Source organism: Saccharopolyspora halophila, from assembly GCF_039531955.1.
GTDB classification, from domain to species: domain Bacteria; phylum Actinomycetota; class Actinomycetes; order Mycobacteriales; family Pseudonocardiaceae; genus Saccharopolyspora; species Saccharopolyspora halophila.
In genome coordinates this window covers 285,388-309,941 of sequence record NZ_BAAARA010000007.1, presented here as the reverse complement: position 1 = coordinate 309,941, position 24,554 = coordinate 285,388, and the positions used below count along the sequence as shown (strand labels likewise).

Genomic DNA, 24,554 nt, shown 5'->3' with positions numbered 1-24,554 from the left:
TCGGCGCCGACCGCCGTCGCCACCTCCGGGTCCACCGCGGCGAGCGCGTCGTTGAACAGATCCGGTGTCGACATCAGTGTGTGCCTCCTGGTTCTTGATCTATGGAGATCAGGCGTTGCGGCGGTAGAAGGGCAGCTCGACGACCTGGACCGGGACGTTGCGTCCGCGGATGTCGACCTGCAGCGCCGTACCGGGGCCGCTGTGCGCCCGGTCGACATAGGCCATCCCGATCGGGTGGCCCAGGGTCGGGGAGGGTGCGCCGGAGGTGACCTCGCCGATTTCGTGGCCCTCGTCGTCGAGCACCTTGTAGCCGTGCCGGGGCGCTCGGCGCCCGTCGGTGGTCAGGCCGACCAGCGTGCGCTCGGTGGGCTGCTCGGCGGTGGCGGCCAGCGCGGACTTGCCGACGAAGTCGGCCGTCTTGTCCAGCTTGACCACCCGGCCGAGGTTGGCGTGGAAGGGGGTCAGCTCGGCGGAGAGCTCGTTGCCGTACAGCGGCATGCCGGCTTCCAGCCGCAGCGTGTCGCGGCAGGACAACCCGCAGGGCTGCAGGTCGTGGCCCGCGCCGGAGTCGGTCAGCGCCTGCCAGACGGCCTCGGCGTCGCCGGGCGCGGTGAACAGCTCGAACCCGTCCTCGCCGGTGTAGCCGGTGCGGGCCAGCAGCACGTCCTTGCCGGCGACGGTGCTGCGGTAGCCCGCGTAGTACTTGACGGTCGAGAGGTCGGTGTCGGTCAGCGGGGCGAGGATCGCGACGGCGTTGGGGCCCTGCACGGCGATCAGGGCGTAGTCGTCGGAGGCGTCGCGGTGGGTCGCGTCGAAGCCCGCGACCCGCTTCTCGAGCTCCGCGGAGACCACGGCGGCGTTGGCCGCGTTGGCCACGACCATGAACTCGTGATCGGCGAGCCGGTAGACGATCAGGTCGTCGAGCACGCCACCGCTCTCGTTGCAGAGCATGGTGTAGCGCGCGCGGCCTGGCGTGATGGCGCTCGTGTTGGCGACCAGCGCGTAGTCAAGCGCCTCGGCGGCCTGCGGGCCGCTGATGATGATCTCGCCCATGTGAGTGAGGTCGAACAGGCCCGCTCCGGTGCGCACCGCGTTGTGCTCGGCGGTGTCGCCGCTGTAGCGCACGGGCATCTGCCAGCCGGCGAACTCGGTGAAGCTCGCGCCGAGTGATTCGTGCACCCGGTGCAGCGGTGTCTGTCGAGACGACGACATGGTGAAACTCCTCCTGGTGGGTGCCGGTCGGCAGTCAGGGGCCGGTCAGCATTGCAGGCGCACCCACCTTATCCGGGGCGCCCACGACCCCCGACCGGTGCATCTGCGCTGGTCGGGCGGGTCTCCCCGGAGTCATTGGCCTGAGAGTTTCACCGCCCGGCTGGGCGGCTTGCACCGTGGGCGAGAAGCTCGCGCTTCTGCTTTTCTCCGTGCGTTCGCCTGTTGTCCTGCGGTAACGGTGCCTGAGAGTTTGCTGGGGAGTGTTGCTCCTTCGGCGCCCCACCCGGATCGGGTGAGAGCTCTCCCGCGAGACGTCGTCGGCGCGATATGCGGTTGTTCCGCTCAAGGACGCTACGAACCCCCGCACCCCCAGTCAACCGGAAGGGCGAGTGATCTCGGCCCTGGTGAGTTGGTCGTGTCCGTGCTACGCGAACGCTCACCCGCGGCGGGGAAGCCGTCCGGCAGATCGGGAACGCGCGTTTCGGGCGCTTCAGCCCTCGGTCGACTCGTCGGGCAGGCCGCGGTACTGCACTTGCAGGCCGTCGATCAGGGCGGACAGGGCGAGTTCGAAGCTGCCGGTGTCGATCTCGGTCGCCTTCTCGCGCAGGCGGTGGGCCTGGTTGAGGTGCGGGAAGCGGTTGGTGTACACCGCCGCGTCATCGGGGAAGCCGCCTCCGAAGGAGCTCATCGCAGAACCGATGACCAGGTACTTCGTCGATGCGCCGATCATGGTCGCGTAGCGCTGGGGCCAACCCGCGCTGGTCAGGCCGCCGTGCACGGCGTCGGCCACGCGCAGGGAGTTCTCGCGGCGGTCCGGGCCGTAGGCGATGAACGCGACCAGGTTCGGGTGCGCGAGCAGCGCGGCGCGGTAGGAGCGGGCCCAGGTGCGCAGGCCGGTGATCCAGTCCTGCTCGAAGCCGGAGACGTCGACCGTGCTCATCGCCTCGTCGGCGATCTTGTCGAGCAGCTCGTCCTTGTTCGACACGTGGTTGTACAGCGAGGCCGCCCGCACGTCGAGGCGCTCGGCCAGCCTGCGCATGGACAGCGCTTCCGGGCCCTCCCGGTCGATGATCTCCAGGCCGACCTGCCGGATGCGTTCCGGCGAGAGTCGGGGTGTGCTTGGTCGTGGCACTGCTCCACCTCACCGGGTCTCTTGCGGCGTCGGTCACAACAGTCCTAGGCTGCCACAAAACTAACGATGTTAGTTACCGGGATCGTAGGAAAGGACATCGGCGATGGTCGACTTCTCGCTGTCGGACACCGAGCGCGACATCCGCGACTGGGTGCGCAACTTCGTCCAGCGCGAGCTCATGCCGCTGGAACCGGAGGTGCTGCGCCGCGAGCGCGCGGGCGAGCGCGGTCTGACCAAGGACGAGCTCAAGGAACTGCAGGACAAGGCCAAGCAGGCCGGGTTCTGGGGCGTGATGACGCCCGAGGAGTACGGGGGGATGAACCTCTCGGCGGTGATGGCGGCGTTGATCGAGGTCGAGCTCGGTCGCAGCTACGTGCCGTTCCGCTTCGGCGGCGGCGCCGACAACATCCTCTACTACGCCAACGAGGAGCAGCAGCAGCGCTACCTGCTGCCGACCATCGAGGGCACCCGCAAGTCCTGCTTCGCCATCACCGAGCCGGGCGCGGGTTCGGACGCGAAGAACCTGCGCACCACGGCCGTGCGGGACGGCGACGAGTGGGTGATCAACGGCGAGAAGACCTTCATCACCGGCGGCATCGACGCCGACTTCACGATGGTCTTCGCCGTCACCGACCGGGAGAAGGGCGCCAACGGCGGGGTGACCTGCTTCCTAGTCGACCGCGACATGGGTTGGAAGTCCGAGCCGATCGACATCATGGGCCCGGACGAGCGCCAGCCCGCCGCGCTGGTCTTCGACAACGTGCGAGTGCCGCACGAGAACGTCCTCGGCGAGGTCGGCAACGGCTTCGGCCTGGCCATGCAGTGGATCGGCCGCGGCCGCTACTTGCTGCCCGCGCACGCGCTGGGCGCCTGCGAGCGCATGGTCGAGATGGCCTCGGACTACGCCAAGAACCGCGAGACCTTCGGCGAACCGATCGCCGACCGGCAGGCCATCCAGTGGATGATCGCCGACTCCGCGGTCGAGATCGAGGCGCTGCGCTGGCTGGTCCTGCAGGCCGCCTGGCAGGTCGACCAGGGCGTGGACTCGCGGCACGCGCAGTCCATCGCCAAGCTGTTCGGTGCCACCCACGCCAACCAGATCGTGGACCGCGTCCTGCAGATCCACGGCGGCATGGGCTACACCAAGGAGCTCCCGATCGAGCGCTGGTACCGCGATCTGCGGCTGCTGCGCATCTTCGAGGGAACCGACGAGATCCAGCGGCGCACCATCGCCCGCAACGTGCTCAAGGGGCACGCCTCGGTCAGCGGCGCCCTGGGCTGATCCGGGCGATCCGCGTGGATCGGCACCCGGAGCTGCGCGATTCCGCATCCCACCTTCGGGAGAGCCGTGCGGCCCGTGTTGCCCGAGTGGTCGCGCCGATGTCGGTAGACTGGGCACCACCGGCTTCGATCTATCGGGAGATGCCATGTCGTTGTTCAAGAAGGTCGCGCAGTTCGCCTCCAGCCCGCAGGGCAAGAAGGTGATCAACCAGGCCAAGAAGTACGCCTCCGACCCGAAGAACAAGGAAAAGATCGACCAGGTCAAGAACAAGATCACGGGCAAGGGCGGTTCCGGAGGATCCCGCGGCGGCTACTGATCCCGGCGCACGACAACGCCCCCGGCCGATGCCGGGGGCGTTCTCGGTTGTCGCCTGTTCGGAGTCCTGTACCGGCGCGTGATCGAAAGTAGAGTCCGCCCCGGGTCGTCTCAACGTCGAGCGCCGGGAGGTCGGATCGCTGTGGGCAGTGCGTACGTGGTCGGGACGTTCGACACCAAGGGCGCGGAGCTGGGTTTCGCCGCCGAGCTCGTCGCGCGCGGCCATCCGGTCACCACCGTCGACCTGTCCACCGGCGAGTCGGCGACGCGCGCGGACGTTTCGGCGGCCGAGGTGGCCGCGCATCATCCCGGCGGGGTGGAGGCGGTGTTCACCGGCGACCGGGGAACGGCGGTCACCGCGATGGCCGAGGCCTTCGCCCGGTTCCTCGCCGGACGCGACGTCGACGGCGTTCTCGGGCTCGGCGGCTCCGGCGGTACCGCGCTGGTGACCCCGGCGATGCGCCAGCTGCCGATCGGCGTGCCGAAGATGATGGTGTCCACTGTGGCTTCCGGCGACGTCGCGCCCTATGTGGACGCCACGGACATCGCGATGTTCCCCTCGGTCACCGATGTCGCCGGATTGAACCGGATCTCCCGCCGCGTGCTGGCCAACGCCGCGCATGCGCTGCTCGGCGCGATCAGCCACCCGCTGCCGCCCGCCGACGACAAGCCCGCCGTCGCGCTGTCCATGTTCGGCGTCACCACCCCGTGCGTGACAGCGGCGGCCGAACGGCTCGAGCCCGAGTTCGACCCGCTGGTCTTCCACGCGACCGGGACCGGCGGCCGCGCGATGGAGAAGCTCGTCGACGACGGCCTGGTGCGCGCGGTCCTGGACATCACCACCACCGAGGTCTGCGATCTGATCGCCGGGGGCGTGATGAGCGCCGGTGAGCAGCGCCTGGACGCCATCGCCCGCACCCGCGTGCCCTACGTCGGTTCGTGCGGCGCGCTGGACATGGTCAACTTCGGCGCTCGGGACACCGTTCCGGAGCGCTACTCCGGCCGCAACCTCTACGTGCACAACCCGCAGGTCACCCTGATGCGCACCTCGGCCGAGGAATGCCGCGAGATCGGGGAGTTCATCGCCGGCAAGCTCAACGCCTGCACCGGTCCCGTGCGGTTCCTGCTGCCGACTGGCGGGGTGTCCATGCTGGACGCGCCGGGGCAGCCCTTCCACGATCCCGAGGCCGACGCGGTCCTGTTCGACACCATCGAGAGCCGGGTCGAGACCACCGCCGACCGGCAGGTCGTGCGCGTCGGCCACAACGTCAACGATCCGGAGTTCACCGACGCGCTGCTGGACTGCTTCCGCGAGCTGGTGACCGCGCGCCCGGCCTGAAACGCTGGGGACGCAAGAGCTTCAGGAGGTCTCATGAGTCGATTCGATCGCGCGGAGCTGCTGCGGGAATTCCGCGCCAAGGCCGATCGCGGCGAACCGATCGTCGGCGGCGGCGCGGGCACCGGTCTGTCCGCGAAGTGCGAGGAAGCCGGCGGCATCGATCTGATCGTCATCTACAACTCGGGCCGCTACCGGATGGCCGGGCGCGGTTCGCTGGCCGGGCTGCTCGCCTACGGCAACGCCAACGAGATCGTGGTCGACATGGCCCGCGAGGTGCTGCCGGTCGTGCAGCGCACGCCGGTGCTCGCGGGCGTCAACGGAACCGACCCGTTCCTGCTGCGCGAGCCGTTCCTGCGGGAACTGCGCGAAATGGGCTTCGCGGGCATTCAGAACTTTCCCACCGTGGGCCTCATCGACGGCGTGTTCCGGGCGAACCTGGAGGAAACCGGCATGGGGTTCGGCCTGGAGGTCGAGCTCGTCGCCGCGGCCCGGGAAGCGGGGCTGCTGACCACTCCGTACGTGTTCTCCGCCGAGGACGCGCGGGCGATGGCCGAGGCGGGTGCCGACATCATCGTCTGCCACATGGGCCTGACCACCGGCGGCAACATCGGCGCCGAGACGGCCAAGACGCTCGACGACTGCGTCGCGCTCATCGACGAGTGCGCGCGGGCCGCCGCCGAGGTGCGCGAGGACGTGCTGGTGCTGTGCCACGGCGGCCCCATCGCGATGCCCGCCGACGCCTCCTACGTGCTGGCCCGCACCGAGCGCTGCCACGGCTTCTACGGCGCCAGCAGCATGGAGCGCCTGCCCACCGAGCAGGCGCTGACCGAGCAGACCAAGGCCTTCAAGGGCATCAAGTTCTGAGGTGGGACGCGCGCGGCGGTGCCCGCTGAGTCGCGCACCGCACGTGGCCACCGACGCACGCCGGAAACGATCCGCGAGTTCGATCCACCCGCCCGTCGAGGAGGACGCATGCGCAGCTACGCGAGCACGGTCATCGACGCACCGGTCGAGAAGGTGTGGGAGGCGATCCGCGACTTCGACGGCCTGCCCGCCTGGCACCCGGCCATCTCGGCCAGCGAGATCGAGGACGGCGGCGACGCGGCCCGGGTCGGCTGCGTTCGCAGGCTGACGCTGGGCGACGGCGCCGAGGCGCGCGAGCGGCTGGTCGCGCTGGACGACTCCGCCCGCAGCTGCACTTACGAATTCGTAACGAGTCCGTTCAACGTTCGCAGCTACCGCTGCACCATCCAGGCGATGCCGGTGACCGCCTCCGGCAAGAGCTTCGTCCAGTGGTTCGCCGACTTCGACGCGGACGCCGCTGACGAGGCAGAACTCGACCGGACTTTCGCCCAGGGGGTGTACGCCACTGGTCTGAACGGCCTCGCCGATCACCTCTCCGGTTGAGGGAATGAGGCCGTTGCGGCCAGGTGTGAATGGAAGCTTCGAAGCGGCCGGTTAGAGTCGGCTCGTGCCAAGCAGGTCTATTCCTCCCGAAGCAGACGCCGCACAAGCCGATCGCGTCGTCGTCACCGGTGGCTCCGGTTTCGTCGGCCGCTCCGTGGTTCGCGCGTTCCTCAAACGCGGTACCCCGGTGACGATCGTGGATCTCCAGGCACCGCCTGCGGACCTCGACGATCCCCGGGTGACCTTCGTGGAGGGCGACTTGCGCGAAGCCGCTACCCGCGAGCGGGCCATAAGCCAGGCGACCGCGGGCATCATCCACCTCGCCGCGATCACCTCGGTGCTCAAGTCGGTGGAGAAGCCGGCCGAGACCTACACCAACAACGTCGAGGTGACCCACGAACTGCTCGAGCTGTGCAGGCAGCGCGGCGTCGGCCAGTTCATCCTCGCTTCCACCAACGCGGTGGTCGGCGACATCGGCCACGGGACGATCAACGAGGAGCTCCCGGTCCGGCCGCTGACGCCTTACGGCGCCACCAAGGCGGCCTGCGAGATGCTGCTGGCGGGTTACGCTGGCTCCTACGGCCTCGCCACCACGGCGCTGCGCTTCACCAACATCTACGGCCCCGGTATGAACCAGAAGGACAGCTTCATCCCGCGCTTGATGCGCGCCGCGCTGTCCGGTACCGGTGTCGAGGTCTACGGCGACGGCTCGCAGTGCCGCGACTTCGTGCACATCGACGACGTCGTGCAGGGCATCCTCGCCGCGTGGGACAAGGAGTACACCGGCACCGCGGTGATCGGCTCCGGGCGCTCCATCAGCGTGCTCGAGCTCATCGACGCGGTCAAAGCCGCCACTGAGATCGACATCCCGGTAACCCACGTACCTGCCAAGAACGGGGAGATGCCCGCGGTGATCGTCGAAGTCGCCAAGGCCCAGCGCGAGCTCGGGTACCACCCGGCCGTGGAGCTCACCGAGGGGCTGCGCACGGTCTGGTCCGACTTCGGCGGAGCCCGATGACCACCGCGCTCGCGCGCGTGGTCCGCCGGCACTGGCTGCTGGTGCTGCTGGTGCTGGCCGGCGCGGTGCTGCGCGCCGTCGTGCACCTCGCCTACCGGCCGGCCCTGCTCTACATCGACTCGTTCCGCTACCTCAACGACGTCGGGGTGTTCTACCCCGGCGGGATAAACCCGGTGGGGTACGAGTTCTTCCTGGCTCCGCTGCTGTGGATCGGTGGCATGAGCCTGGTCGCGGCCGTGCAGCACCTGCTCGGCCTGGCGCTGGGCGTGGGCATCTACATCCTGCTGCGCCGCTTCGCGGTGCGCCGGTGGCTGGCCGCGCTGGCCGCCGCGCCGGTCCTGCTGGACGCCTACCAGCTGCAGATCGAAGCCAACATCATGTCCGATCTGCTCTTCCAGGTGGTGCTGCTGGCCGCCATCTACCTGCTGTGCTTCTGGGGCACGCCGGGACCGCGGCTGGCGGCCGGCGCCGGTGCGGTGCTCGCCTTCGGCGTGATCACCCGGTCGGTGGGCGTGACGCTGGTGGTGCCGGTCGCGGTCTTCGTGCTGCTGGCCGCGGGGCTGCGGCCGAGGGAGGGCTGGAAGTCCCGGCTGATCGCCACCGGAGCGCTGGTGGGCGTGTTCGTCGCCGGAGTGCTGGCCTACGCCACCTTCAGCGCGGTCGCCGCGGGCCGGTTCGGCATCGGCGGCTCCACGGGCGGTGGCGTGCTCTACGGTCGAGCCGCAGTGGTCGCCGACTGCGATCGGCTGGGCCTGACGCGGGAGGAGTACCTGGTCTGCCCGCACGACCAGTCGCCGGCCAAGCGCCAGGAGCTGGGCATCGACCACTACTTGCACTACTGGGACGTCCCGTGGACGCGTGACACCTTGCCCGAGGGCATGGACATCTCCGCCGCCCAGCGCGGCATGACCAACAAGGTCATCGCGCAGCAGCCGCTGGACATCGCCAGCGGCATCGTGCGGGACTTCCTCAAGGGCTTCGCCCCGACCCGCACCCAGAGCGTCGGCGACGTTCCGCTTGATCGCTGGCACTTCCAGCTCGCCTACCCGCTGTACGAGTCCGACTGGTACACCGACGAGTGGGCCGAGATCTACGACGACGGCCCGGTGCGGGTGCGCACCGAACTCGCTTCCTTCCTGCGCGACTACCAGCTGCACGGCGGCTACACGCCGGGCATCGTGCTCGGCTTCGGGCTGCTGCTGGCCGCGACCGCGCTGATCGGCGTCGGTAGGGCGGTGCGCAGCGGTCTGCGCGCGGTGATCCTGCTGCCCGTTGGAATGATCATGGCGCTGCTGTCCACCGCGGCAGCGATGGAGTTCTCGTGGCGCTATCAACTGCCCGGTCTGGTATTGATTCCCATCGCCGGTGCTTTGGCCGCGACCGCGATCTTCGGGCGAAGGGCTCCGGTACTGCCCCGTCCGTTGGATACGACCGCACAGTTCCAGAAGGAGAACCGCATGCTGACGACCTTCCCCGATGAGGTCGACCGCGCCGCGTTGGAGGACTACGACAACCGCTACGGCGATCACCGGTTCGCCCCGGTCGTCGTGCTGATCGCGGCCTACAACGAGGAGGAGTCGATCGGCGGCGTGCTGGACTCGATTCCGGCGCGCAGCGGTGATCTGGACGTCGACACCCTGGTGGTCGTCGACGGCGCCAAGGACGACAGCGCTGGCCAGGCCCTCAAGCACGGGGCGCAGACCTGCGTGGCTCCGGTCAACCGGGGCCAGGGCGCGGCGCTGCGACTGGGCTACCGGCTGGCCGCGCAGCGCGGCGCGCGCTACGTGATCACCACCGACGCCGACGGCCAGTACGACATCGACGAGCTGCCGATGCTGCTGGAGCCGCTGGTGGAGGGGCGCGCGGACTTCGTCACCGGCTCGCGGGTCCTGGGCAGCAACGAGCGCCCGGCGCTGATCCGCCGGATCGGCACCTACGTGTTCGCCTGGCTGGTCAGCGCGCTGACCCGGCAGCGCATCACCGACACCTCGTTCGGCTTCCGCGGCATGCGGGTGGACGTGCCCAACGCGGTGACCCTGCAGCAGCCGCAGTACCAGTCCTCGGAACTGCTCGTCGGCGCGCTCAGCCACGGCTACCGGGTCCTGGAGCAGCCGATGCGGATGCTTCCGCGCGCGGCGGGGGAGAGCAAGAAGGGCGGCAGCTTCGCCTACGGCTACCGCTACGCCAAGGTCGTGCTCGGCACCTGGTGGCGCGAGCGCCGCGCGAAGCGCGACGCCGTGATCGTCGGGTCGACGACCGAGTTCAGCGAGCCCGCTGCTGCTGCCGGTGAGCGGTGAAGACGATCTTGTCGAAGAGCACGAACTTGACCGCGAACATCGCCACGTAGGTTCCGGCGAAAGCGCCCCAGACGATGGCGATCTGGGCGGGTCGGTTGTGCGGGAACTGGGAGGTAGCAAGGATTTCGGCACCGTGCGCGGCGAGCGCCGCGACCAGCGCGGTGCCGATGGAGATCACCCCGAAGCGGATGATCTCACCGCGCAATGCGGAACGACCGCCACCACCCCAGGTGCGGCGGTTGAGCACGAAGTTGGGGATCGCCCCGGCCAACCAGGCCAGCACGGTGGCGAAGATCGGAGCGGACCCCAGCGAGTAGGAGACCAGGAAGACGAGCTGGCTGATCACGGTGGCGATCACCGAGGCGGCCGCGAATCTGCTCAGCAAATGCCAATACCGACCGAATCGGACACCGGACATTCGCTGGGGCATCTCGCCTCCTACCAATTTCACACGGATGTGTGCTGGACTGCACGATACCGATCGGTTGGCGAACTCTTCGCCGACCGGCTCGTATCTGAGAACATTCGTGTGCTGTTGCTGCACTAACGGCTGAAATGAGGGAGACAGGCGTGCGAATCCTCGTCCTCGGAGGGGACGGCTACCTCGGATGGCCGACCGCTCTGCATTTGTCCGACTGCGGTCACGAGGTTGCAGTCGCGGACAACTTCGCCCGTCGGGGCTACGACCACGAGATGGGCGTCGAGAGCCTTGTGCCGATCGAGCCCATGCAGGTCCGTCTGGACGCCTGGCGCGAGGTTTCCGGCAAGACCATCAAGTCCTACTACGGCGACCTGTGCGACGGTGAGTTCACCATCGACATGATCGCCGACTTCCGCCCGGATGCGATCGTGCACTTCGCCGAGCAGCGGGCGGCGCCCTACTCGATGATCGACCGCAAGCACGCGGTCTACACCCAGCAGAACAACGTCGTGGGCAACCTCAACGTGCTGTTCGCGATCGAGCAGGTGGATCCGGAGATCCACCTGGTCAAGCTGGGCACGATGGGCGAGTACGGCACGCCCAACATCGACATCGAGGAGGGCTGGCTGGAGGTCACCCACAACGGGCGGACCGACCGGATGCTCTATCCGAAGAAGCCGGGCTCGTTCTACCACCTGAGCAAGGTGCACGACAGCCACAACATCGAGTTCGCCACTCGTATCTGGGGCCTGCGCGCAACCGACCTCAACCAGGGCGTGGTCTACGGCCAGGAGACCGACCAGACGGCTCGCGACCAGCGGCTGGCGACCCGGTTCGACTACGACGCCATCTTCGGCACTGTGCTCAACCGCTTCGTCATCCAGGCCGTCCTGGGCCACCCGCTGACGGTCTACAAGCCGGGCGGGCAGACCCGCGGCATGCTCGACATCCGCGACACGGTCGAGTGCATCCGGCTGGCCTGCGAGAACCCGGCCGACAAGGGTGAGTTCCGGGTCTTCAACCAGATGACCGAGAGCTACTCCATCGACCAGGTCGCCAAGATCGTCGCCGACAAGTTCGACGGCAGCGCGGAGATCGAGTACGTGGACAACCCGCGCGTGGAGCAGGGCGAGCACTACTACAACGTCAAGCACACCGGTCTGGTGGATCTCGGCCTGCAGCCGCACCTGCTGTCCGAGACGCTGATCGAGAACATGTTCTCGGTCGCGGACAAGTACAAGGACCGCGTGGACCTGGGTGCCATGCGCCCGACGGTCAGCTGGCGGACCGCCCAGAGCCCGCTGCGCGCGGACAAGTGACTCGGCGCGCCCCCGGCTCGACTACGGGGGCGTAGAGCTCGCAGGACGAGGCCCCGGGCGCGAGCCCGGGGCCTCGTCCTGCGCGGGTCTTCCGCGGCGCGTCAGCGGCCGTGACTCCGGCGACGCGGACGCGCGGGTGTCTTCCGGAGGGAACCGGCGCCCGTTCAGCCCCGCGCCGGTTCCGCCACTTCCTCGTCCTGGCTCGCTTCCGCGGCCTCTTCCTCGAGGTTGTCGAACTCGCGGCGCTCGTTGACGACCACTCGGACGGTGTAGGCCAGCAGGGCGATCCAGGCCGTGGCGATCACGGCGTAGACCAGCACCGGGCTGGGGGAGGGCAGGTCGATCGCGTTGACCAGGGTGCGGGCGTTGGTCAGCACGATCATGCCGCCCGCGCCGACGCCGATGATCCGCATCGGGACGATCCGCACCAGGTAGGCCGCCAGCGGCGCGGCCACCACGCCGCCGAGCAGCAGCCCGCCCACGAGCAGCCAGCTCAGCTGCGCGTCGGACAGCGCGATCAGGAAGCCGAGGCTGGCGGCGACGGCGATGATGAACTCGCTGGTGTCCACCGACCCGATGACCTTGCGCGGTTCCACCTTGCCGGTGCTCAGCAGGGTCGGAGTGGCCACCGGGCCCCAGCCGCCACCGCCGGTGGCGTCCATGAAGCCCGCCACCAGGCCCAGCGGGGCCAGCAGCTTGGGGCTGACGCCGGTGAGGCGCCGGCGCCGCAGCGGCCGGATCGCGAAGCGCAGCAGCACGTACAGGCCCAGCGCGAGCAGGATCGTCGACATCCAGGGGGCGGCGGCCTCGGTGGCCACGTTGCTCAGCGCGGTGGCGCCGAGGAACGCGCCGATCCCGCCGGGCACGCCGAGCATGCCCACGATCTTCCAGTCGACGTTGCCGAACTTCCAGTGGCTGACGCCGGAGGCCACCGAGGTGCCGAGCTCGGCGAGGTGCACCGAGGCGGAGGCGAGCGCCGGGGTCAGGCCTGCGGTGAGCAGGATGGTCGTCGAGGTGACGCCGTAGGCCATGCCGAGCGAGCCGTCGACCAGCTGGGCGATGAAACCGCCGATCGCGAAGATCAGGAATGCTTGCACGATGTCTCCGTGGTGAGGGATCGGCCCCTTCGGGCGCGCGGCGAGCGGGTCCACGGCGCGCTGGGGGATCGAGATGTGCGGGCGCGGCTTGGTTTCAGCTGTGGCGCCGACACCGTGCGGAGGCGACTCGGCGGAGGTCTACGTGGAGGCGCTGCGCGAGCAGCCGCCACTGATCACCGGGCGTCATGGGCGTCAGTCAAACATGCCCCGAGCATCCGTGGGAAGGTCTCTCATAATTCGGGAGGGCCTGTGTGGCCCGTTCGCGTGGCATTTGTGGCCAACGCCACCGTTACCCCTGATCCGGTCCTGTCGGCGGCTTCGGCGTGCGACCCCGGAGTGGCCGTGCTGCCATGTCCGATGTGGATGATCACGGCGATCTGAAGTGCCTCCCCGCGGGTTCGCCCGCGGGGTCTCGGTTGTTGATCCGTGAGTTGACCAGCGTGAACCGTTCGGATTCGAGCGGCGCGCCGGTGGGCGGCGGCGGTGCGGACCACGCCCGCGTCGAGCCCTGTTCCGGATCTCGGCCGTTATATTCCGATCAAGGGTTGTAGATACCGAGCGTTACACGAACGCGCGATTTTGACTGAGATCACCACTGTTCAATGGACCGAAAGAGGCAAGCCTTGCGCCCCCCGTGACGCTCAGCTACGTTCACGCCCTGCACGTCACGGTTCGATCACAGCAAGATCTCGCTCCCCGAGGGGTCTTGCGCCCGCATTCCCCGACGCGGGTCCGACCGGACCGTCCCCGAGACGGAAGGTGGAAATGGGCAAGCACCGAAAGGAGAGCGGCCATCCCCCGAAGGCCGGTCTCCCGCTTCGCAACAAGATGATGGCGATGGTCGTGGCCGGTGGCGCCTTCGCCGCCGTCGGTCAGCCGCTGGTGGCCAACGCCGGTGCCGATGAGCAGCGCGACGTCCAGCCGTTGGCCGGCGAGAAGGAGCTCAAGGCAGCCGTGACGGGAACCTGGAACAGTCCCGCCTCGGTGCGCCTGCTGAGCAATCAGCAGCCGATCGAGCCGGCGACCGAAGCCGCCAAGGCCGTCAAGAGCCAGCGCATCGAGGCCGAGCGCATCGCCCGCGCCGAAGCCGAGCGCAAGGCCGCCGAAGCCGAGCGCAAGCGCGCCGAGGAAGCCGCCCGCAAGGCCGCCGAGGAGGCCTGGAAGCGGGAGAACGGCTTCGTCAAGCCGACCGAGGGCACCTTCACCTCCGGTTTCGGCGCCCGCTGGGGAACCAGCCACGACGGCATCGACATCGCCAACTCCGTCGGGACCCCGATCTACTCGGTGGCCTCCGGCGAGGTCATCGACGCCGGTTCGGCCAGCGGCTTCGGCCTGTGGGTCCGGGTCCAGCACGACGACGGCACCATCACCGTCTACGGCCACGTCAACTCGACGCTGGTCAGCGAGGGCGATCACGTCGGTGCTGGCGACCAGATCGCCACGATGGGCAACCGGGGGCAGTCCACCGGCCCGCATCTCCACTTCGGCGTGGAGCAGGGCGGTGACTACGTCAACCCGGTCTCGTGGCTGTCCTCCAGGGGCATCGACATCACCTGATCGGCTTCAGACCCGGCCGTCCGGACCTTCCCCCCGACAGGGTCCGGGCGGCCGTTCCACATCGGCGACTCCCCGGTCGGACCGATCAGGATTCGGTCGGCTGCGCCGCCCCCTCGTCCAGCCTGGAGCGCAGCCAGGTGAGCGTCTTGGTGAGCAGGCGCGAGACGTGCATCTGGGAGATGCCGACCTGGTCGGCGATCTGGGTCTGGGTCATGCCGCGGAAGAAGCGCATGATGACGATGCGGCGCTCGCGCTCGGGGAGCTCGTCGAGCAGCGGGCGCACCATCTCGCGGTTCTCCACCTCGGCCAGCTCGGCGTCATCGGACCCGATCGCGTCGCCGAGCGGGATCTCGTCGGTGTCGGTGAGCAGCTCGTCGAGCGAGGTGCTGCGGTAGGCGTTGCCCGCTTCCAGGCCGCGGTAGACGTCGTCGGTGCTGATGCCCAGGTCGGTGGCCAGCTCGCTCGGCGTGGGAGCCCGGCCGTACTCCTGGGAGAGGCGCGCGATGGCCCCGGAGACCGACAGGTGGAGCTCCTGCAGCCTGCGCGGCATCCGCACCGCCCAACCGGTGTCGCGGAAGTGCCTGCGCACCTCGCCCATGATGGTCGGCACCGCGTAGGACAGGAAGTCCACCCCGCGTTCCGGGTCGAACCGGTCCACGGCGTTGATCAGGCCCAGGATCGCCACCTGCGAGAGGTCCTCCTGGGCCTCGCCTCGATGGCTGAACCGGCGAGCGATGTGCTCGGCGACCGGGAGGTGCTCGGTGACCAGGTGGTCCCGGAGCTCGGTGCGACGGGGATTCTGCTCGTCCAGTTTCGCTAGCTCGCCGAAGAGCGGCGCCAACTCGTCGTAGTGCTCGTTGCGCGAACGCTGGCTCGACTTGGAATCCGCTCGTTTCACACTTGCTTCCCCTTGGTCAACTCGATCCGCACCAGGTTGCTGCCGTTGGCGGGGTCCGACTCGACCGAGGTTGACACAGCATCGGCCAGTGCGCTGAGCACGCGCCAGCTGAACGTGTCCTTGCGCGGGCCGAACGCGTCGGTGCTGCGCACTTCGGCGGCCACCGACAGCTGATCGCTCCCGGAGAGGAAGCGGCAGACCAGCGTCGCCTCTTCGGCGGCGAGCCGGACGAGCGAGGAGCAAGCCTCATCGACCGCGAGCCTGAGGTCGGCGATCGTGTCGACGTCGTAGTCGGCGCGCATCGCCAGATCACCGACCACGGCACGCATCACCGCGAGCTGCGTCGCATCGGCGGGCACTCGCACCTCGACCTGGTTCGCCGCCGGCGTCTCAGGCTCGACGTGCGCGACCTCGCGTTCCACGCTCATCCGGGCCACCTCGTTCTCATCCGGGCTACCTCGTTCGGTCGGTGCGCCTCGCAATCTTCTGGTACCCGGACCCCGCGCCCCACAAACTGACCTAGGAACACTGTTACAAGCTGGTCCAGTAGTCCCAGAAGCGCTGCAGGATGAGTACCACGATCACCAGGTACCACACGACCAGCACCACGCTGTGGAACCGGCCGAGCGCCACGCCGATGGAGCGACCGCCGCCGAAGTGACCCGCCTTCAGGTTGTGCAGCGTGGTGTACCAGAAGATTGGGATCGTGACGACCCAGACGATCATGCAGTAGGGGCACAGGGCACCGATGGAGTAGAGGCTCTGCACCACCAGCCAGTGGATGAACACCACGGCCAGCGTCGTGCCCAGCTGCAGACCCAGCCAGAACCAGCGCGGCGCGGCGTAGCCGGCCAGCATCGCGGCACCTGCGGTGATCACGACCGGGAAGGCCATCAGCCCGATCAGCGGGTTCGGGAAGCCGAGCAGCGCGGCCTGCGCGCTGTCCATCACCGAACCGCAGGAGACGATCGGGTTGATGCTGCAGGACGGCACGTAGTCCGGGTTGACCAGCTTCTCGAGCTTCTCGAGCATGAGCGCGAACGAGGACGCCAGCCCGATGAGGCCGCCGATGACGTAGAGCCAGGCCAGCCCGCGCGGCCGGGCCGACGGCTCCGGGGTCGCCGAGACCGTCTCCTGAGGTGCCCGCGTGCCGGTCACTTGTTCAGCTCCTGGTCGAGCTGCTGCCGGAACTGCTTGTTCAGCTCGGTGAACGACTGGGTGCCCGACTCCGGCTGGAACTGCTTGCCGTTGATGAAGATCGTCGGGGTGCCGCTGACGCCGGCCTTCTGCCCGTCGGCGATGTCGGCGTCGATCTTCTGCTGCACCTGCGGCGAGTTCAGGTCCTGGCGGTACTTGGCCATGTCCAGGCCGATCTGCTGCGCGAACTTCTCGAACTGAGCGTTGGCCCGGTTCTTGTCGCTGCTGAGCTGCTGGCCGTCCTGCGCCCACGACTCGTAGTTGTCGAAGATGGCGTGGTACATCTCCTTGTACTTGCCCTGCAGCGCGGCGGCCTCCGCGGCGCGCGCGGCCGGCTGCGCCAGCGCGTGCATCTCCAGCGGGTAGTTGCGGGTCACGAAGGTGACCTTGCCCGCGTAGTCCTGCTCGATCTTCTTGGTCAGGCCTTCGTAGTAGGCGCGGCAGCTCGAGCACTGGTAGTCGAGGAACTCGACCACGGTGACCTTGCCGTCGGGCGCTTCGGTCAGCACGTTGCTGTCCGGCTTGCGCAGCACGTCGGCGGCCACGGTCGGTCCGCCGCTCGCGTTGCCGCCACCGCTGTCGCCGCTGCGGTTGAACAGCAGCACACCACCGATCACCGCCACCGCGACGATCACCACGATGATCGTCAGGATGATGTTGGTCGTCATCCCGCTGTTCTTCTGGGTGACGAGGTTCTGGTTCTTCGACATCGAGCGCATTCACCTTCGGCGGTCGTGGGGGAGAGCCGACATCTGCAGTTTGGCTCATTCACCCGATCGGGAATTGCTACGGGGTGCGAGTCACAGGGGGTTCACAGCCGGTTCTCAGCTTTCCGCCCGATCCTGCAACCGGTATGACGTGAGGGATGACGGATCCGCTGCAGCTGCTCGACGCCCGGGCGCGCACCCGGCTGAGCGCGTGGACGGGCGGGACCTGGCAGTATCCCGCGCTGGCCACGCCCGCCGAGTCGTTCCCCGGGGACGGCTGGCTGTTCGAGCGCAAGCTCGACGGGGTCCGGGTGATCGCCGGAGCCGACGGCGGCGAGCCGCAGTTGTGGTCCCGCAACCGCAAGCGCGCCGACACCGCGTACCCGGAGATCGTCGAGGCCCTCGCCGCGCAGGCCGCGTCCCGGTTCGTGATCGACGGCGAGGTGGTCGCCTTCCACGGTGATCGCACCAGCTTCGCCCGGTTGCAGCAGCGCATGCACCTCACCGACGCGGCGGCGGCCCGGCGCACCGGCGTAGCTGTGCAGTACTACGTCTTCGACCTGATCGCCTTCGGCGGTGTGGATCTGACCGGCCTGCCGCTGCGCACCAGAAAGGCGCTGCTGGCCGAGTGCTTCGACTTCGAGGACCCGCTGGTGCTCGGCGAGCACCGGGTGGGCGATGGCCGAGAGCTCTTCCGGCAGGCGTGCGAAAGCGGTTGGGAGGGACTCATCGCCAAGCGGGCCGAGACTCCCTACCGCAGCGGGCGCGGCGGGGATTGGCTGAAGTTGAAGTGCGTGCACAGCCAGGAGTTCGTCGTCGGCGGTTACACCGATCCGCGGGGATCGCGCACCGGGTTCGGCGCCCTGCTGGTCGGCTACTACCAGCAGGGCGCCTTGCGCTACGCGGGAAAGGTCGGCACCGGATACGACGAATCGACTCTGCGGAATCTGCGGAGCAGGCTCGGCGGGATGACCCGCGGTGAATCTCCGTTCGCGGATCCGGTCAGCGAACCCGGTGCGCACTGGGTCGCGCCGGAGCTGGTCGTCCAGGTGGAGTTCGGCGAGTGGACCCCGGACGGCAGGCTCCGCCACCCCCGGTTCCGCGGACTGCGCGACGACAAGCCAGCCGAGGACGTGCGAGGCGGGAGTTAGCGCTCCGCGACCGCGATCGGGTGCTGCTCGGCGGCGGGCTCGACCTGTTGATCATTAGGTTGCGGGCTCACTGCAGCAAGAACAACGGTCATGACGACCATGGCCACGGTTCCGACAACCGACACGAAGGTGTGGTTGTTGCTCTGCATGATGAGGTACCCCTGAATTCTCGTGCAGTGATGGGAAAAGATCGTTCCAGGTGGAGCGCCGGAAGCGGCGGTTCCGTACTGCTTGTCGTTCGCTGCGGGCACAACGTTAACGACCTTGCTCCTGTTCCTGGTGTGATGCGCAACTCCGTTGTAGCGCAACGGAAACGAAGAACAATCCGGACAGTCATCAGGTCACTACGCACCGTCGTGATCAAGTGGTGTCCACAGTGGAATCGATGGTTGCGGGCGCATCGGCCGAGGTGATCCGGTCGCGAGCGCGGTCGGGGTTCGTCGCGGGCCGGTATCGTTGCGCGACGTGGTAGCCGATCCTGCCCCCGAGTCCGGCCGACCGGCCGCGGTGACGCACGTGCTCGCCAAGGCCGGTCTGGATGACGTCCAGACGCTGACCGAACGCCTGATGTCGGCGATCTTCACCGACAACCCCGAGTGGACCGACTACAGCCCGGTGCCCAAGGAAGATCTCTGGGAGGGCTGTCGCCAGTACCTGGAACGAGTGCTGCAGGTGCTCGACGGCGAGGTCGAAGGCTCCGACCGTGACGACGTGGCCGGCAAGATCGGCCGCCGCCGCGCTGAGCAGGGCGTACCGCTGGAAGCGATGCTGCGGACCTTCCGCCTCGGAGGCCGCGTGGTCTGGGAGGCCCTGGTGGACCGGGCGCACCACGACGGCGCCGATCCGGACGCGCTGCTGGGCGTGGCGACCTCCGTGTGGACGGTCATCGACACCCTGTCCTCGGCCCTGTCGACCTCCTACCGCAACGCCGAGCTCGAACGCCTGCGACGCGACGATCAGCGTCGCCACGCCCTCGTCGAGGACCTGCTGGCCGGTCGGGCCCGCGACACGGCGTTCGCGCAACGAACCGCCAAGGAGCTCGATCTGCCCACCGGTGGCGCCTACCTGGTCGTGGTCGCCGAGATGATCGACGACAGCGGCTTCGCGCTGCGCGGGCAGGCCGACGCGCTCGGGGCCATGCACTTCCGCTCGGTCTGGCAGGTCCGCGCTGACTCCCTGGTCGGCCTGGTGGCCCTCGAGCAGCATCACGCCGAGCAGGCCGTCGACGCGCTGCGGCCGCTGGCGCGCGGTCGCGTGGCGGTCTCGCCGAAGGTTCGGGGGCTGGCCGAGGTCGGGCTCGCCCACCAGCTGGCGTTGACGACGCTGGGCACCTCCGCGCACGGCAGCGCCGAACTGGTCACCCTCGAGGAGCGCTTCCCGGAGGCCCTGCTGGTGCAATCCCCGGACCTCGCTCAGCGATTGCTGGATTCCCAGCTCGGCCCGGTCCTGGAGCTGCCGGTCAAGGAACGCGACATGCTGCTGGAAACCCTCGCGGCCTGGCTGGAGGAGAACTGCTCCACGGCCAACGCCGCCGTCCGCCTGCACTGCCACCGCAACACGGTGCTCAACCGGCTGCACCGCATCACCTCGCTGATCGGCCAACCCCTCCACGGCCGAACGGCCTACGTCTCCCTCTCCCTGGCCCTCTCGGCCCACCGCCTCAAAGACGGCCTCCGCACCTAACGCCGACGCCCCGCGAGGCCCTGTTCCAGTTCGCGGTTGGCGTGACGGCCCGGGTGGCGGAACGAGCACGCGGCGGGAAGTGACAGTTTTGCCTAAAACTGTCCGGACATTTCGGGCGCCAGAGCCTCACAGTTTTAGGCAAAACTGTCACCAGGCCAGGCCGAGGTGCACTGGGGTGAGTCGCCTGGCGTCTTGGCGGGGTACTGCGCGGGGTGGTGGTGCCGGTGGGGCTGGCTCGGTCTTCGCGGGGAGTTGGGGCCGCCGGGGTGGTGCTCGGTTGGGTTCGTTGTGCAGAGGTGACAGTCGGGTGGTTCGCGATGTTTGGCGGCGGGGTCGGGTTGGCGCGGGGTTTCGTGGGGCGCGCGACGGGCGGGTGTGAGCGAGGTTACCGACGAGTTCGGTGATGGGAGGATTACTCGCGGTGTCCTCCGCGCCTGCGGCTGTGCAGTCTGCACAGTCGCCCTGCGCAAACTCTGGGCGAGCGGGCATGGCGCCGAAGTGGTGGTTGTCACGAAACTCTGTGTGAGGATGGGCCGCTTCGAGTGGCCCTGGGTAATCGGCGCGTGCGATCAAAGGAGCACAGCGAAGTGCAGGAGTTCGACCTTCTGGTTGTGGGCGGCGGCCCAGGTGGCTACGTCGCCGCGATTCGGGCCGCGCAGCGCGGCCTGTCGGTGGCCGTGGTGGAGAAGGAGCGCCCCGGCGGCGTGTGCCTCAACTGGGGATGCATCCCCACCAAGGCGATGCTGCGTTCGGCAGAGGTTTACGAAACTGTGCTGCACGCGGCCGATTTCGGCATCAACGTGGACAACGTCTCGATCGACTACGACACCGTCACCCGGCGCAAGGCCGGCGTGGTCAAGGGTCTGACCGACGGCGTCGCGGGCCTGCTCAAGGCCAACGGTGTCAAGGTCATCGACGGGCACGCCCGCTTCACCGGGCCGACCACCGTGGACGTCTACGCCACCGGTGAGTCCCCGCTGGGCGCCGACGGTCCGCGCTACGCCGCCGACCCCTCCGGCGCCCAGCCGATCGACCGGGTTTCCGCCCGCGACGTCATCATCGCCACCGGCTCGGTCCCGGTCCAGCTGCCGCTGCCCGGCGCGGACCTGCCCGGTGTGATCACCTCCGACGGCGCCTTCGGCCTGACCGAGGTCCCCAAGCGCATCGCCATCATCGGCGGCAGCGCGGTCGGCGCCGAGTGGGCGACGCTGTTCAACACGCTGGGCAGCGAGGTCAGCATCATCGAGATGCAGAAGACCCTGGTCCCCGCCGAGGACGCCGAGATCGGCAAGACGCTGGGCCGCACCTTCTCCAAGAAGGGCATCAAGGTCCTCACCGAGGCCCAGGTCTCCCGCATCGACCAGGGCTCCGACGGCCTGCAGGTCACTGTGGACGGTGCCAAGCCGCAGCAGATCGACGCCGACTTCGTCCTGGTCGGCGTGGGCCGCAAGCCCAACACCGCCAGCCTGGACCTGGACAAGGCAGGCGTGTCCACCGGTGAGCGCGGGTTCATCGAGGTCGACGACAAGCTGCGCACCAACGTCGAGCACGTCTACGCCATCGGCGACGTGACCGGCAAGGCGCTGCTGGCCCACGTCGCCTCGCACCAGGGCGTCGTCGCCGCGGAAACCGTTGCGGGCGAGCACGCTTCGATCGACTACAACGTCATCCCGGCCGCGACCTTCACGCACCCGGAGATCGCCAGCGTCGGCCTCACCGAGGCCCAGGCCACCGAGGCGGGCCACGAGGTGGTCACCTCGAAGTTCCCGTTCGCCGCGCTCGGCCGCGCGCAGAGCTACGGCGACACCGAGGGCTTCATGAAGATCGTCGCGGGCAAGAAGTACGGCGAGGTGCTGGGCGTGCACATCATCGGGCACTCGGCCAGCGACCTGATCACCGAAGGCGCGTTGGCGATGGGCCTGGAAGCCACCCTCGACGAGCTCTCCGAGACGATCCACGCGCACCCGACCCTCGGTGAGGTCGGCATGGAGGCCGCGATGAGCGCCCTCGGCCTGCCGGTCCACGTTGCCCCGCCGAAGAAGCGATAGGCGCGTTGTGAAGTCCGCGGGCGTGGCGGTGCGGGTCGGGGGCTGACGGGTCCCCTCCTCGAACAGCCATCGCGGCGTCCGGGCCGTCCGCGCCACGAAGCCGCTCAGAAACCGGCGGTGCGAGCGCTGCAAGGCGGTCCCCATAGGAGCAAGTGGTTTCGCCACTTCAAAGCAGACCCTGACCAGAAAAGGGGTAAGTGATGGCACAGACTGCCACCCGCAGCAAGCCGTCCACGCGCACCACGACCAAGTCGCGCCGCAGCACCTCGGCGCAGGCCAATCGTGGGCCGTTCTCCGGTGAGTCGCCGGAACTGCTGCGCGACTACTTCCGGGAGATGACCCTGATCCGCCGCTTCGAGGAGCGCGCGGCGCAGGGCTACACCCAGGCCAAGATCGGCGGCTACTGCCACCTCAACCTGGGTGAGGAAGCCTCGGTCGTCGGTCTCATGCGCTCGCTGCGCAAGACCGACCTGCTGTTCACCAACTACCGCGAGCACGGCTACGCCATCGCCAAGGGCATCGAGCCCGGCCGCGTGATGGCCGAGCTCTACGGCCGCACCACCGGCACCTCCAAGGGCTGGGGCGGCTCGATGCACATGTTCGACGTGGAGGCCGGGCTGCTGGGCGGCTACGGCATCGTCGGCGGGCAGATCCCGCTGGCGACCGGCGCGGCGCTGGCCATCGACTACCGCAGCGGCGACCAGGTCGTGATGTGCCAGATGGGAGACGGCACCACCAACATCGGTGCCTTCCACGAGGCGCTGAACATCGCGGCGCTGTGGAACCTGCCGGTCGTGTTCGTGGTCATCAACAACCAGCTCGGCATGGGCACCACCGTGGAGATGTCCTCGGCGGAGTCCGAGCTCTACAAGCGCGCCGCCGCCTACAAGATGCACGGCGAGCGGGTGGACGGCAACGACGTCCTCGCGGTGCGCGACGCGTCCTCCAGGCTGGTCGAGGAGGCGCGCAACAGCGGCCGCCCGGCGCTCTTGGAGCTGGTCAGCGAACGGCTCAAGGGCCACTCGGTGGTCGACCCGGCCAAGTACCGCAGCGAGGAGTCGGTCGAGAAGGCCAAGCAGGCCGACCCGGTCGCCCACTTCCGGGCGCAGCTGATCGAGGCCGGTGTGCTCGACGAGGACGCCGCGGTCGAGATCGAGCGCAAGGCGCAGGCCGAGGCGGACGCCGCCGTGGCCTTCGCCGACGACAGCCCGCACCCGGACCCCGCGACGCTGTTCGACTACACCTACGCCACTCCGGTCGACAACGACTCGCGCAGGCTCCCCGCCGACCCGGTCTTCTAACGCCACCCGGGTCTTTCCGCAGTCCCGTTGCGGTTTTTGCGACACCCCGCCACAGGTTCGTCGCGGATCGGGTGGTGAGTTCGGCCAACGCCACTCGCGGAACTCACCACCCGATCGGTGCGCGGGCCATCCATGCCCTTTTGTCCAGGAGAATCACCCTTGGCAGTCATCACTTATCGCCAAGCGCTGCACGACACGCTTCGCGAGGAAATGCTGCGCGATGAGGACGTGCTCCTCATCGGCGAGGAAATCGGAGTCTTCGAAGGCTCCTACAAGATCACCGCCGGTCTGCTCAAGGAGTTCGGCGAAAAGCGCGTCCGCGACACCCCGATCGCCGAAGAGGGCTTCGTCGGCGCTTCGGTCGGTGCGGCGATGCTGGGCCTGCGCCCGGTCGTCGAGCTGATGACGATCAACTTCTCGCTGGTCGCGCTGGACCAGATCGTCAACCACGCCGCCAAGATCTACGGCATGTTCGGCGGCCAGACCAGCGTGCCGATGGTGCTGCGCACCCCCGGTGGCGGTGGTCAGCAGCTGGGCGCCACGCACTCGCAGAACATCGAGCTCTACTACGCGTTCGTGCCCGGCCTGAAGGTCGTCGCGCCGAGCACGCCCGCCGACGCCAAGGCGCTGCTGCTGGCGTCCATGCGGGACAACGACCCGGTGCTGTTCCTCGAGAACCTCGCGCTCTACAACACCAAGGGCGAGGTCCCGGACGACATCGAGCCCGCCGAGATCGGCAAGGCGAAGGTGACTCGCGAGGGCAGCGACGTCACCATCATCGGCTACTCCCGGATGGCCACCGTCGCCCAGCAGGTCGCCGAGCAGCTGCACGCCGACGAGGGCATCAACGCCGAGGTCATCGACCTGCGGAGCCTGCGTCCGCTGGACCGCGACACGCTCGTCGAGTCGGTGCGCAAGACCGGCTGCGCCGTGATCGCCGAGGACGACTGGCTGACCTACGGCATCGGCGCGGAGCTCGCCGCGTCGATCTCCGACGGCGCCTTCGACTACCTGGACGCCCCGGTTCGGCGGGTCGCCGCGGCCGAGGTGCCGCTGCCCTATGCCAAGCCGCTGGAGAAGGCCGCGCTGCCGTCCGCCGAATCGCTGACCACCGCCGTGCACCAGACGCTGGACGCCGTCGGTCGGCGTCGCTGAGACCCGCGCTCTCCCCGA

General features: G+C 68.7%; 23 protein-coding genes and 2 riboswitches. Of the genes, 14 read left to right on the top strand and 9 right to left on the bottom strand.

The window, feature by feature from the left end; translation table 11 throughout:
• Nucleotides 1-108 precede the first annotated feature (108 nt).
• Together gcvT and ABD289_RS12510 are read right to left on the bottom strand one after the other, a co-directional pair.
• Nucleotides 109-1,212: a glycine cleavage system aminomethyltransferase GcvT gene (gcvT, locus tag ABD289_RS12515; RefSeq protein ID WP_344130559.1), complete on the bottom strand. Its 1,104-nt coding sequence runs from the start codon at nt 1,210-1,212 to the stop codon at nt 109-111.
• A 119-nt stretch (nt 1,213-1,331) separates the two neighbouring features.
• A riboswitch (glycine riboswitch) is annotated at nt 1,332-1,430 on the bottom strand.
• A gap of 2 nt (nt 1,431-1,432) precedes the next feature.
• Nucleotides 1,433-1,529, bottom strand: a riboswitch (glycine riboswitch).
• 173 nt (nt 1,530-1,702) lie between these two features.
• Nucleotides 1,703-2,344 carry a TetR/AcrR family transcriptional regulator gene (locus ABD289_RS12510; protein WP_344130556.1) on the bottom strand — a complete coding sequence of 214 codons (642 nt, stop codon included), beginning with the start codon at nt 2,342-2,344 and terminating at the stop codon, nt 1,703-1,705.
• A gap of 103 nt (nt 2,345-2,447) precedes the next feature.
• Here ABD289_RS12510 and ABD289_RS12505 point away from each other — a divergent pair, with 103 nt between their 5' ends.
• The 7 genes from ABD289_RS12505 to ABD289_RS12475 all read left to right on the top strand — a co-directional run bounded on the left by ABD289_RS12505 (nt 2,448) and on the right by ABD289_RS12475 (nt 10,002).
• Nucleotides 2,448-3,626 (top strand): acyl-CoA dehydrogenase family protein, encoded by a 1,179-nt coding sequence (locus ABD289_RS12505; protein WP_344130553.1) that lies wholly within the window; start codon nt 2,448-2,450, stop codon nt 3,624-3,626.
• 145 nt (nt 3,627-3,771) lie between these two features.
• Nucleotides 3,772-3,942, top strand: a complete 171-nt coding sequence (locus tag ABD289_RS12500) for a hypothetical protein (RefSeq protein WP_344130550.1) — start codon at nt 3,772-3,774, stop codon at nt 3,940-3,942.
• A 141-nt stretch (nt 3,943-4,083) separates the two neighbouring features.
• Nucleotides 4,084-5,280 (top strand): Tm-1-like ATP-binding domain-containing protein, encoded by a 1,197-nt coding sequence (locus tag ABD289_RS12495; protein ID WP_344130547.1) that lies wholly within the window; start codon nt 4,084-4,086, stop codon nt 5,278-5,280.
• Nucleotides 5,281-5,313: 33 nt separating this feature from the next.
• Nucleotides 5,314-6,144: a phosphoenolpyruvate hydrolase family protein gene (locus ABD289_RS12490; protein ID WP_344130544.1), complete on the top strand. Its 831-nt coding sequence runs from the start codon at nt 5,314-5,316 to the stop codon at nt 6,142-6,144.
• Between the two features lie 108 nt (nt 6,145-6,252).
• Entirely contained in the window at nt 6,253-6,687 is a 435-nt protein-coding gene (locus ABD289_RS12485) for an SRPBCC family protein (RefSeq protein WP_344130541.1), read from the top strand.
• Nucleotides 6,688-6,751: 64 nt separating this feature from the next.
• Complete coding sequence (locus ABD289_RS12480) at nt 6,752-7,705, top strand: NAD-dependent epimerase/dehydratase family protein (RefSeq protein ID WP_344130538.1); 954 nt, start codon at nt 6,752-6,754, stop codon at nt 7,703-7,705.
• Complete coding sequence (locus tag ABD289_RS12475; RefSeq protein WP_344130535.1) at nt 7,702-10,002, top strand: glycosyltransferase family 2 protein; 2,301 nt, start codon at nt 7,702-7,704, stop codon at nt 10,000-10,002. The genes ABD289_RS12480 and ABD289_RS12475 overlap by 4 nt, the downstream gene beginning before the upstream one ends.
• On the opposite strand, the gene ABD289_RS12470 is transcribed toward ABD289_RS12475, so the two are convergent.
• Complete coding sequence (locus tag ABD289_RS12470) at nt 9,968-10,387, bottom strand: GtrA family protein (protein ID WP_344130532.1); 420 nt, start codon at nt 10,385-10,387, stop codon at nt 9,968-9,970. The genes ABD289_RS12475 and ABD289_RS12470 overlap by 35 nt on opposite strands.
• 185 nt (nt 10,388-10,572) lie before the next feature.
• On the opposite strand from ABD289_RS12470, the gene ABD289_RS12465 reads away from it, so the two are divergent.
• The gene (locus tag ABD289_RS12465; protein ID WP_344130529.1) at nt 10,573-11,742 is read left to right on the top strand and encodes an NAD-dependent epimerase/dehydratase family protein; all 1,170 of its coding nucleotides are present in this window, start codon (nt 10,573-10,575) and stop codon (nt 11,740-11,742) included.
• 164 nt (nt 11,743-11,906) lie between these two features.
• On the opposite strand, the gene ABD289_RS12460 is transcribed toward ABD289_RS12465, so the two are convergent.
• Nucleotides 11,907-12,839: a sulfite exporter TauE/SafE family protein gene (locus ABD289_RS12460; protein ID WP_344130526.1), complete on the bottom strand. Its 933-nt coding sequence runs from the start codon at nt 12,837-12,839 to the stop codon at nt 11,907-11,909.
• A gap of 765 nt (nt 12,840-13,604) precedes the next feature.
• Here ABD289_RS12460 and ABD289_RS12455 point away from each other — a divergent pair.
• A complete protein-coding gene (locus ABD289_RS12455) occupies nt 13,605-14,396 on the top strand; it encodes a M23 family metallopeptidase (RefSeq protein WP_344130523.1) in 792 nt (263 codons plus the stop codon).
• A gap of 85 nt (nt 14,397-14,481) precedes the next feature.
• Here ABD289_RS12455 and ABD289_RS12450 read toward each other — a convergent pair whose 3' ends face one another.
• The 4 genes from ABD289_RS12450 to ABD289_RS12435 all read right to left on the bottom strand — a co-directional run bounded on the left by ABD289_RS12450 (nt 14,482) and on the right by ABD289_RS12435 (nt 17,201).
• On the bottom strand, nt 14,482-15,294 hold the full coding sequence (locus ABD289_RS12450) for a SigB/SigF/SigG family RNA polymerase sigma factor (protein ID WP_344130520.1): 813 nt from the start codon (nt 15,292-15,294) through the stop codon (nt 14,482-14,484).
• Nucleotides 15,291-15,722 (bottom strand): ATP-binding protein, encoded by a 432-nt coding sequence (locus tag ABD289_RS12445; protein ID WP_344130517.1) that lies wholly within the window; start codon nt 15,720-15,722, stop codon nt 15,291-15,293. Before ABD289_RS12445 ends, ABD289_RS12450 begins: the two co-directional genes overlap by 4 nt.
• A 103-nt stretch (nt 15,723-15,825) precedes the next feature.
• Entirely contained in the window at nt 15,826-16,452 is a 627-nt protein-coding gene (locus ABD289_RS12440; RefSeq protein ID WP_425564663.1) for a vitamin K epoxide reductase family protein, read from the bottom strand.
• A complete protein-coding gene (locus ABD289_RS12435) occupies nt 16,449-17,201 on the bottom strand; it encodes a DsbA family protein (protein ID WP_344130514.1) in 753 nt (250 codons plus the stop codon). The genes ABD289_RS12440 and ABD289_RS12435 overlap by 4 nt, the downstream gene beginning before the upstream one ends.
• A gap of 155 nt (nt 17,202-17,356) precedes the next feature.
• Here ABD289_RS12435 and ligD point away from each other — a divergent pair, with 155 nt between their 5' ends.
• Nucleotides 17,357-18,349, top strand: a complete 993-nt coding sequence (ligD, locus tag ABD289_RS12430; protein ID WP_344130511.1) for a non-homologous end-joining DNA ligase — start codon at nt 17,357-17,359, stop codon at nt 18,347-18,349.
• Here ligD and ABD289_RS12425 read toward each other — a convergent pair.
• Nucleotides 18,346-18,600 (bottom strand): hypothetical protein, encoded by a 255-nt coding sequence (locus ABD289_RS12425; protein ID WP_344130508.1) that lies wholly within the window; start codon nt 18,598-18,600, stop codon nt 18,346-18,348. The two genes, ligD and ABD289_RS12425, sit on opposite strands and share 4 nt — an antisense overlap.
• Before the next feature lie 214 nt (nt 18,601-18,814).
• On the opposite strand from ABD289_RS12425, the gene ABD289_RS12420 reads away from it, so the two are divergent.
• The 4 genes from ABD289_RS12420 to ABD289_RS12405 all read left to right on the top strand — a co-directional run bounded on the left by ABD289_RS12420 (nt 18,815) and on the right by ABD289_RS12405 (nt 24,536).
• Nucleotides 18,815-20,032, top strand: coding sequence for a PucR family transcriptional regulator (locus ABD289_RS12420; RefSeq protein WP_344130505.1), 1,218 nt, complete (start codon nt 18,815-18,817; stop codon nt 20,030-20,032).
• Nucleotides 20,033-20,619: 587 nt separating this feature from the next.
• Nucleotides 20,620-22,080 (top strand): dihydrolipoyl dehydrogenase, encoded by a 1,461-nt coding sequence (lpdA, locus tag ABD289_RS12415; protein WP_344130502.1) that lies wholly within the window; start codon nt 20,620-20,622, stop codon nt 22,078-22,080.
• Nucleotides 22,081-22,280: 200 nt separating this feature from the next.
• Nucleotides 22,281-23,381: a pyruvate dehydrogenase (acetyl-transferring) E1 component subunit alpha gene (gene pdhA / locus ABD289_RS12410; protein WP_344130499.1), complete on the top strand. Its 1,101-nt coding sequence runs from the start codon at nt 22,281-22,283 to the stop codon at nt 23,379-23,381.
• Between the two features lie 159 nt (nt 23,382-23,540).
• A complete protein-coding gene (locus ABD289_RS12405; RefSeq protein WP_344130496.1) occupies nt 23,541-24,536 on the top strand; it encodes an alpha-ketoacid dehydrogenase subunit beta in 996 nt (331 codons plus the stop codon).
• Nucleotides 24,537-24,554 lie beyond the last annotated feature (18 nt).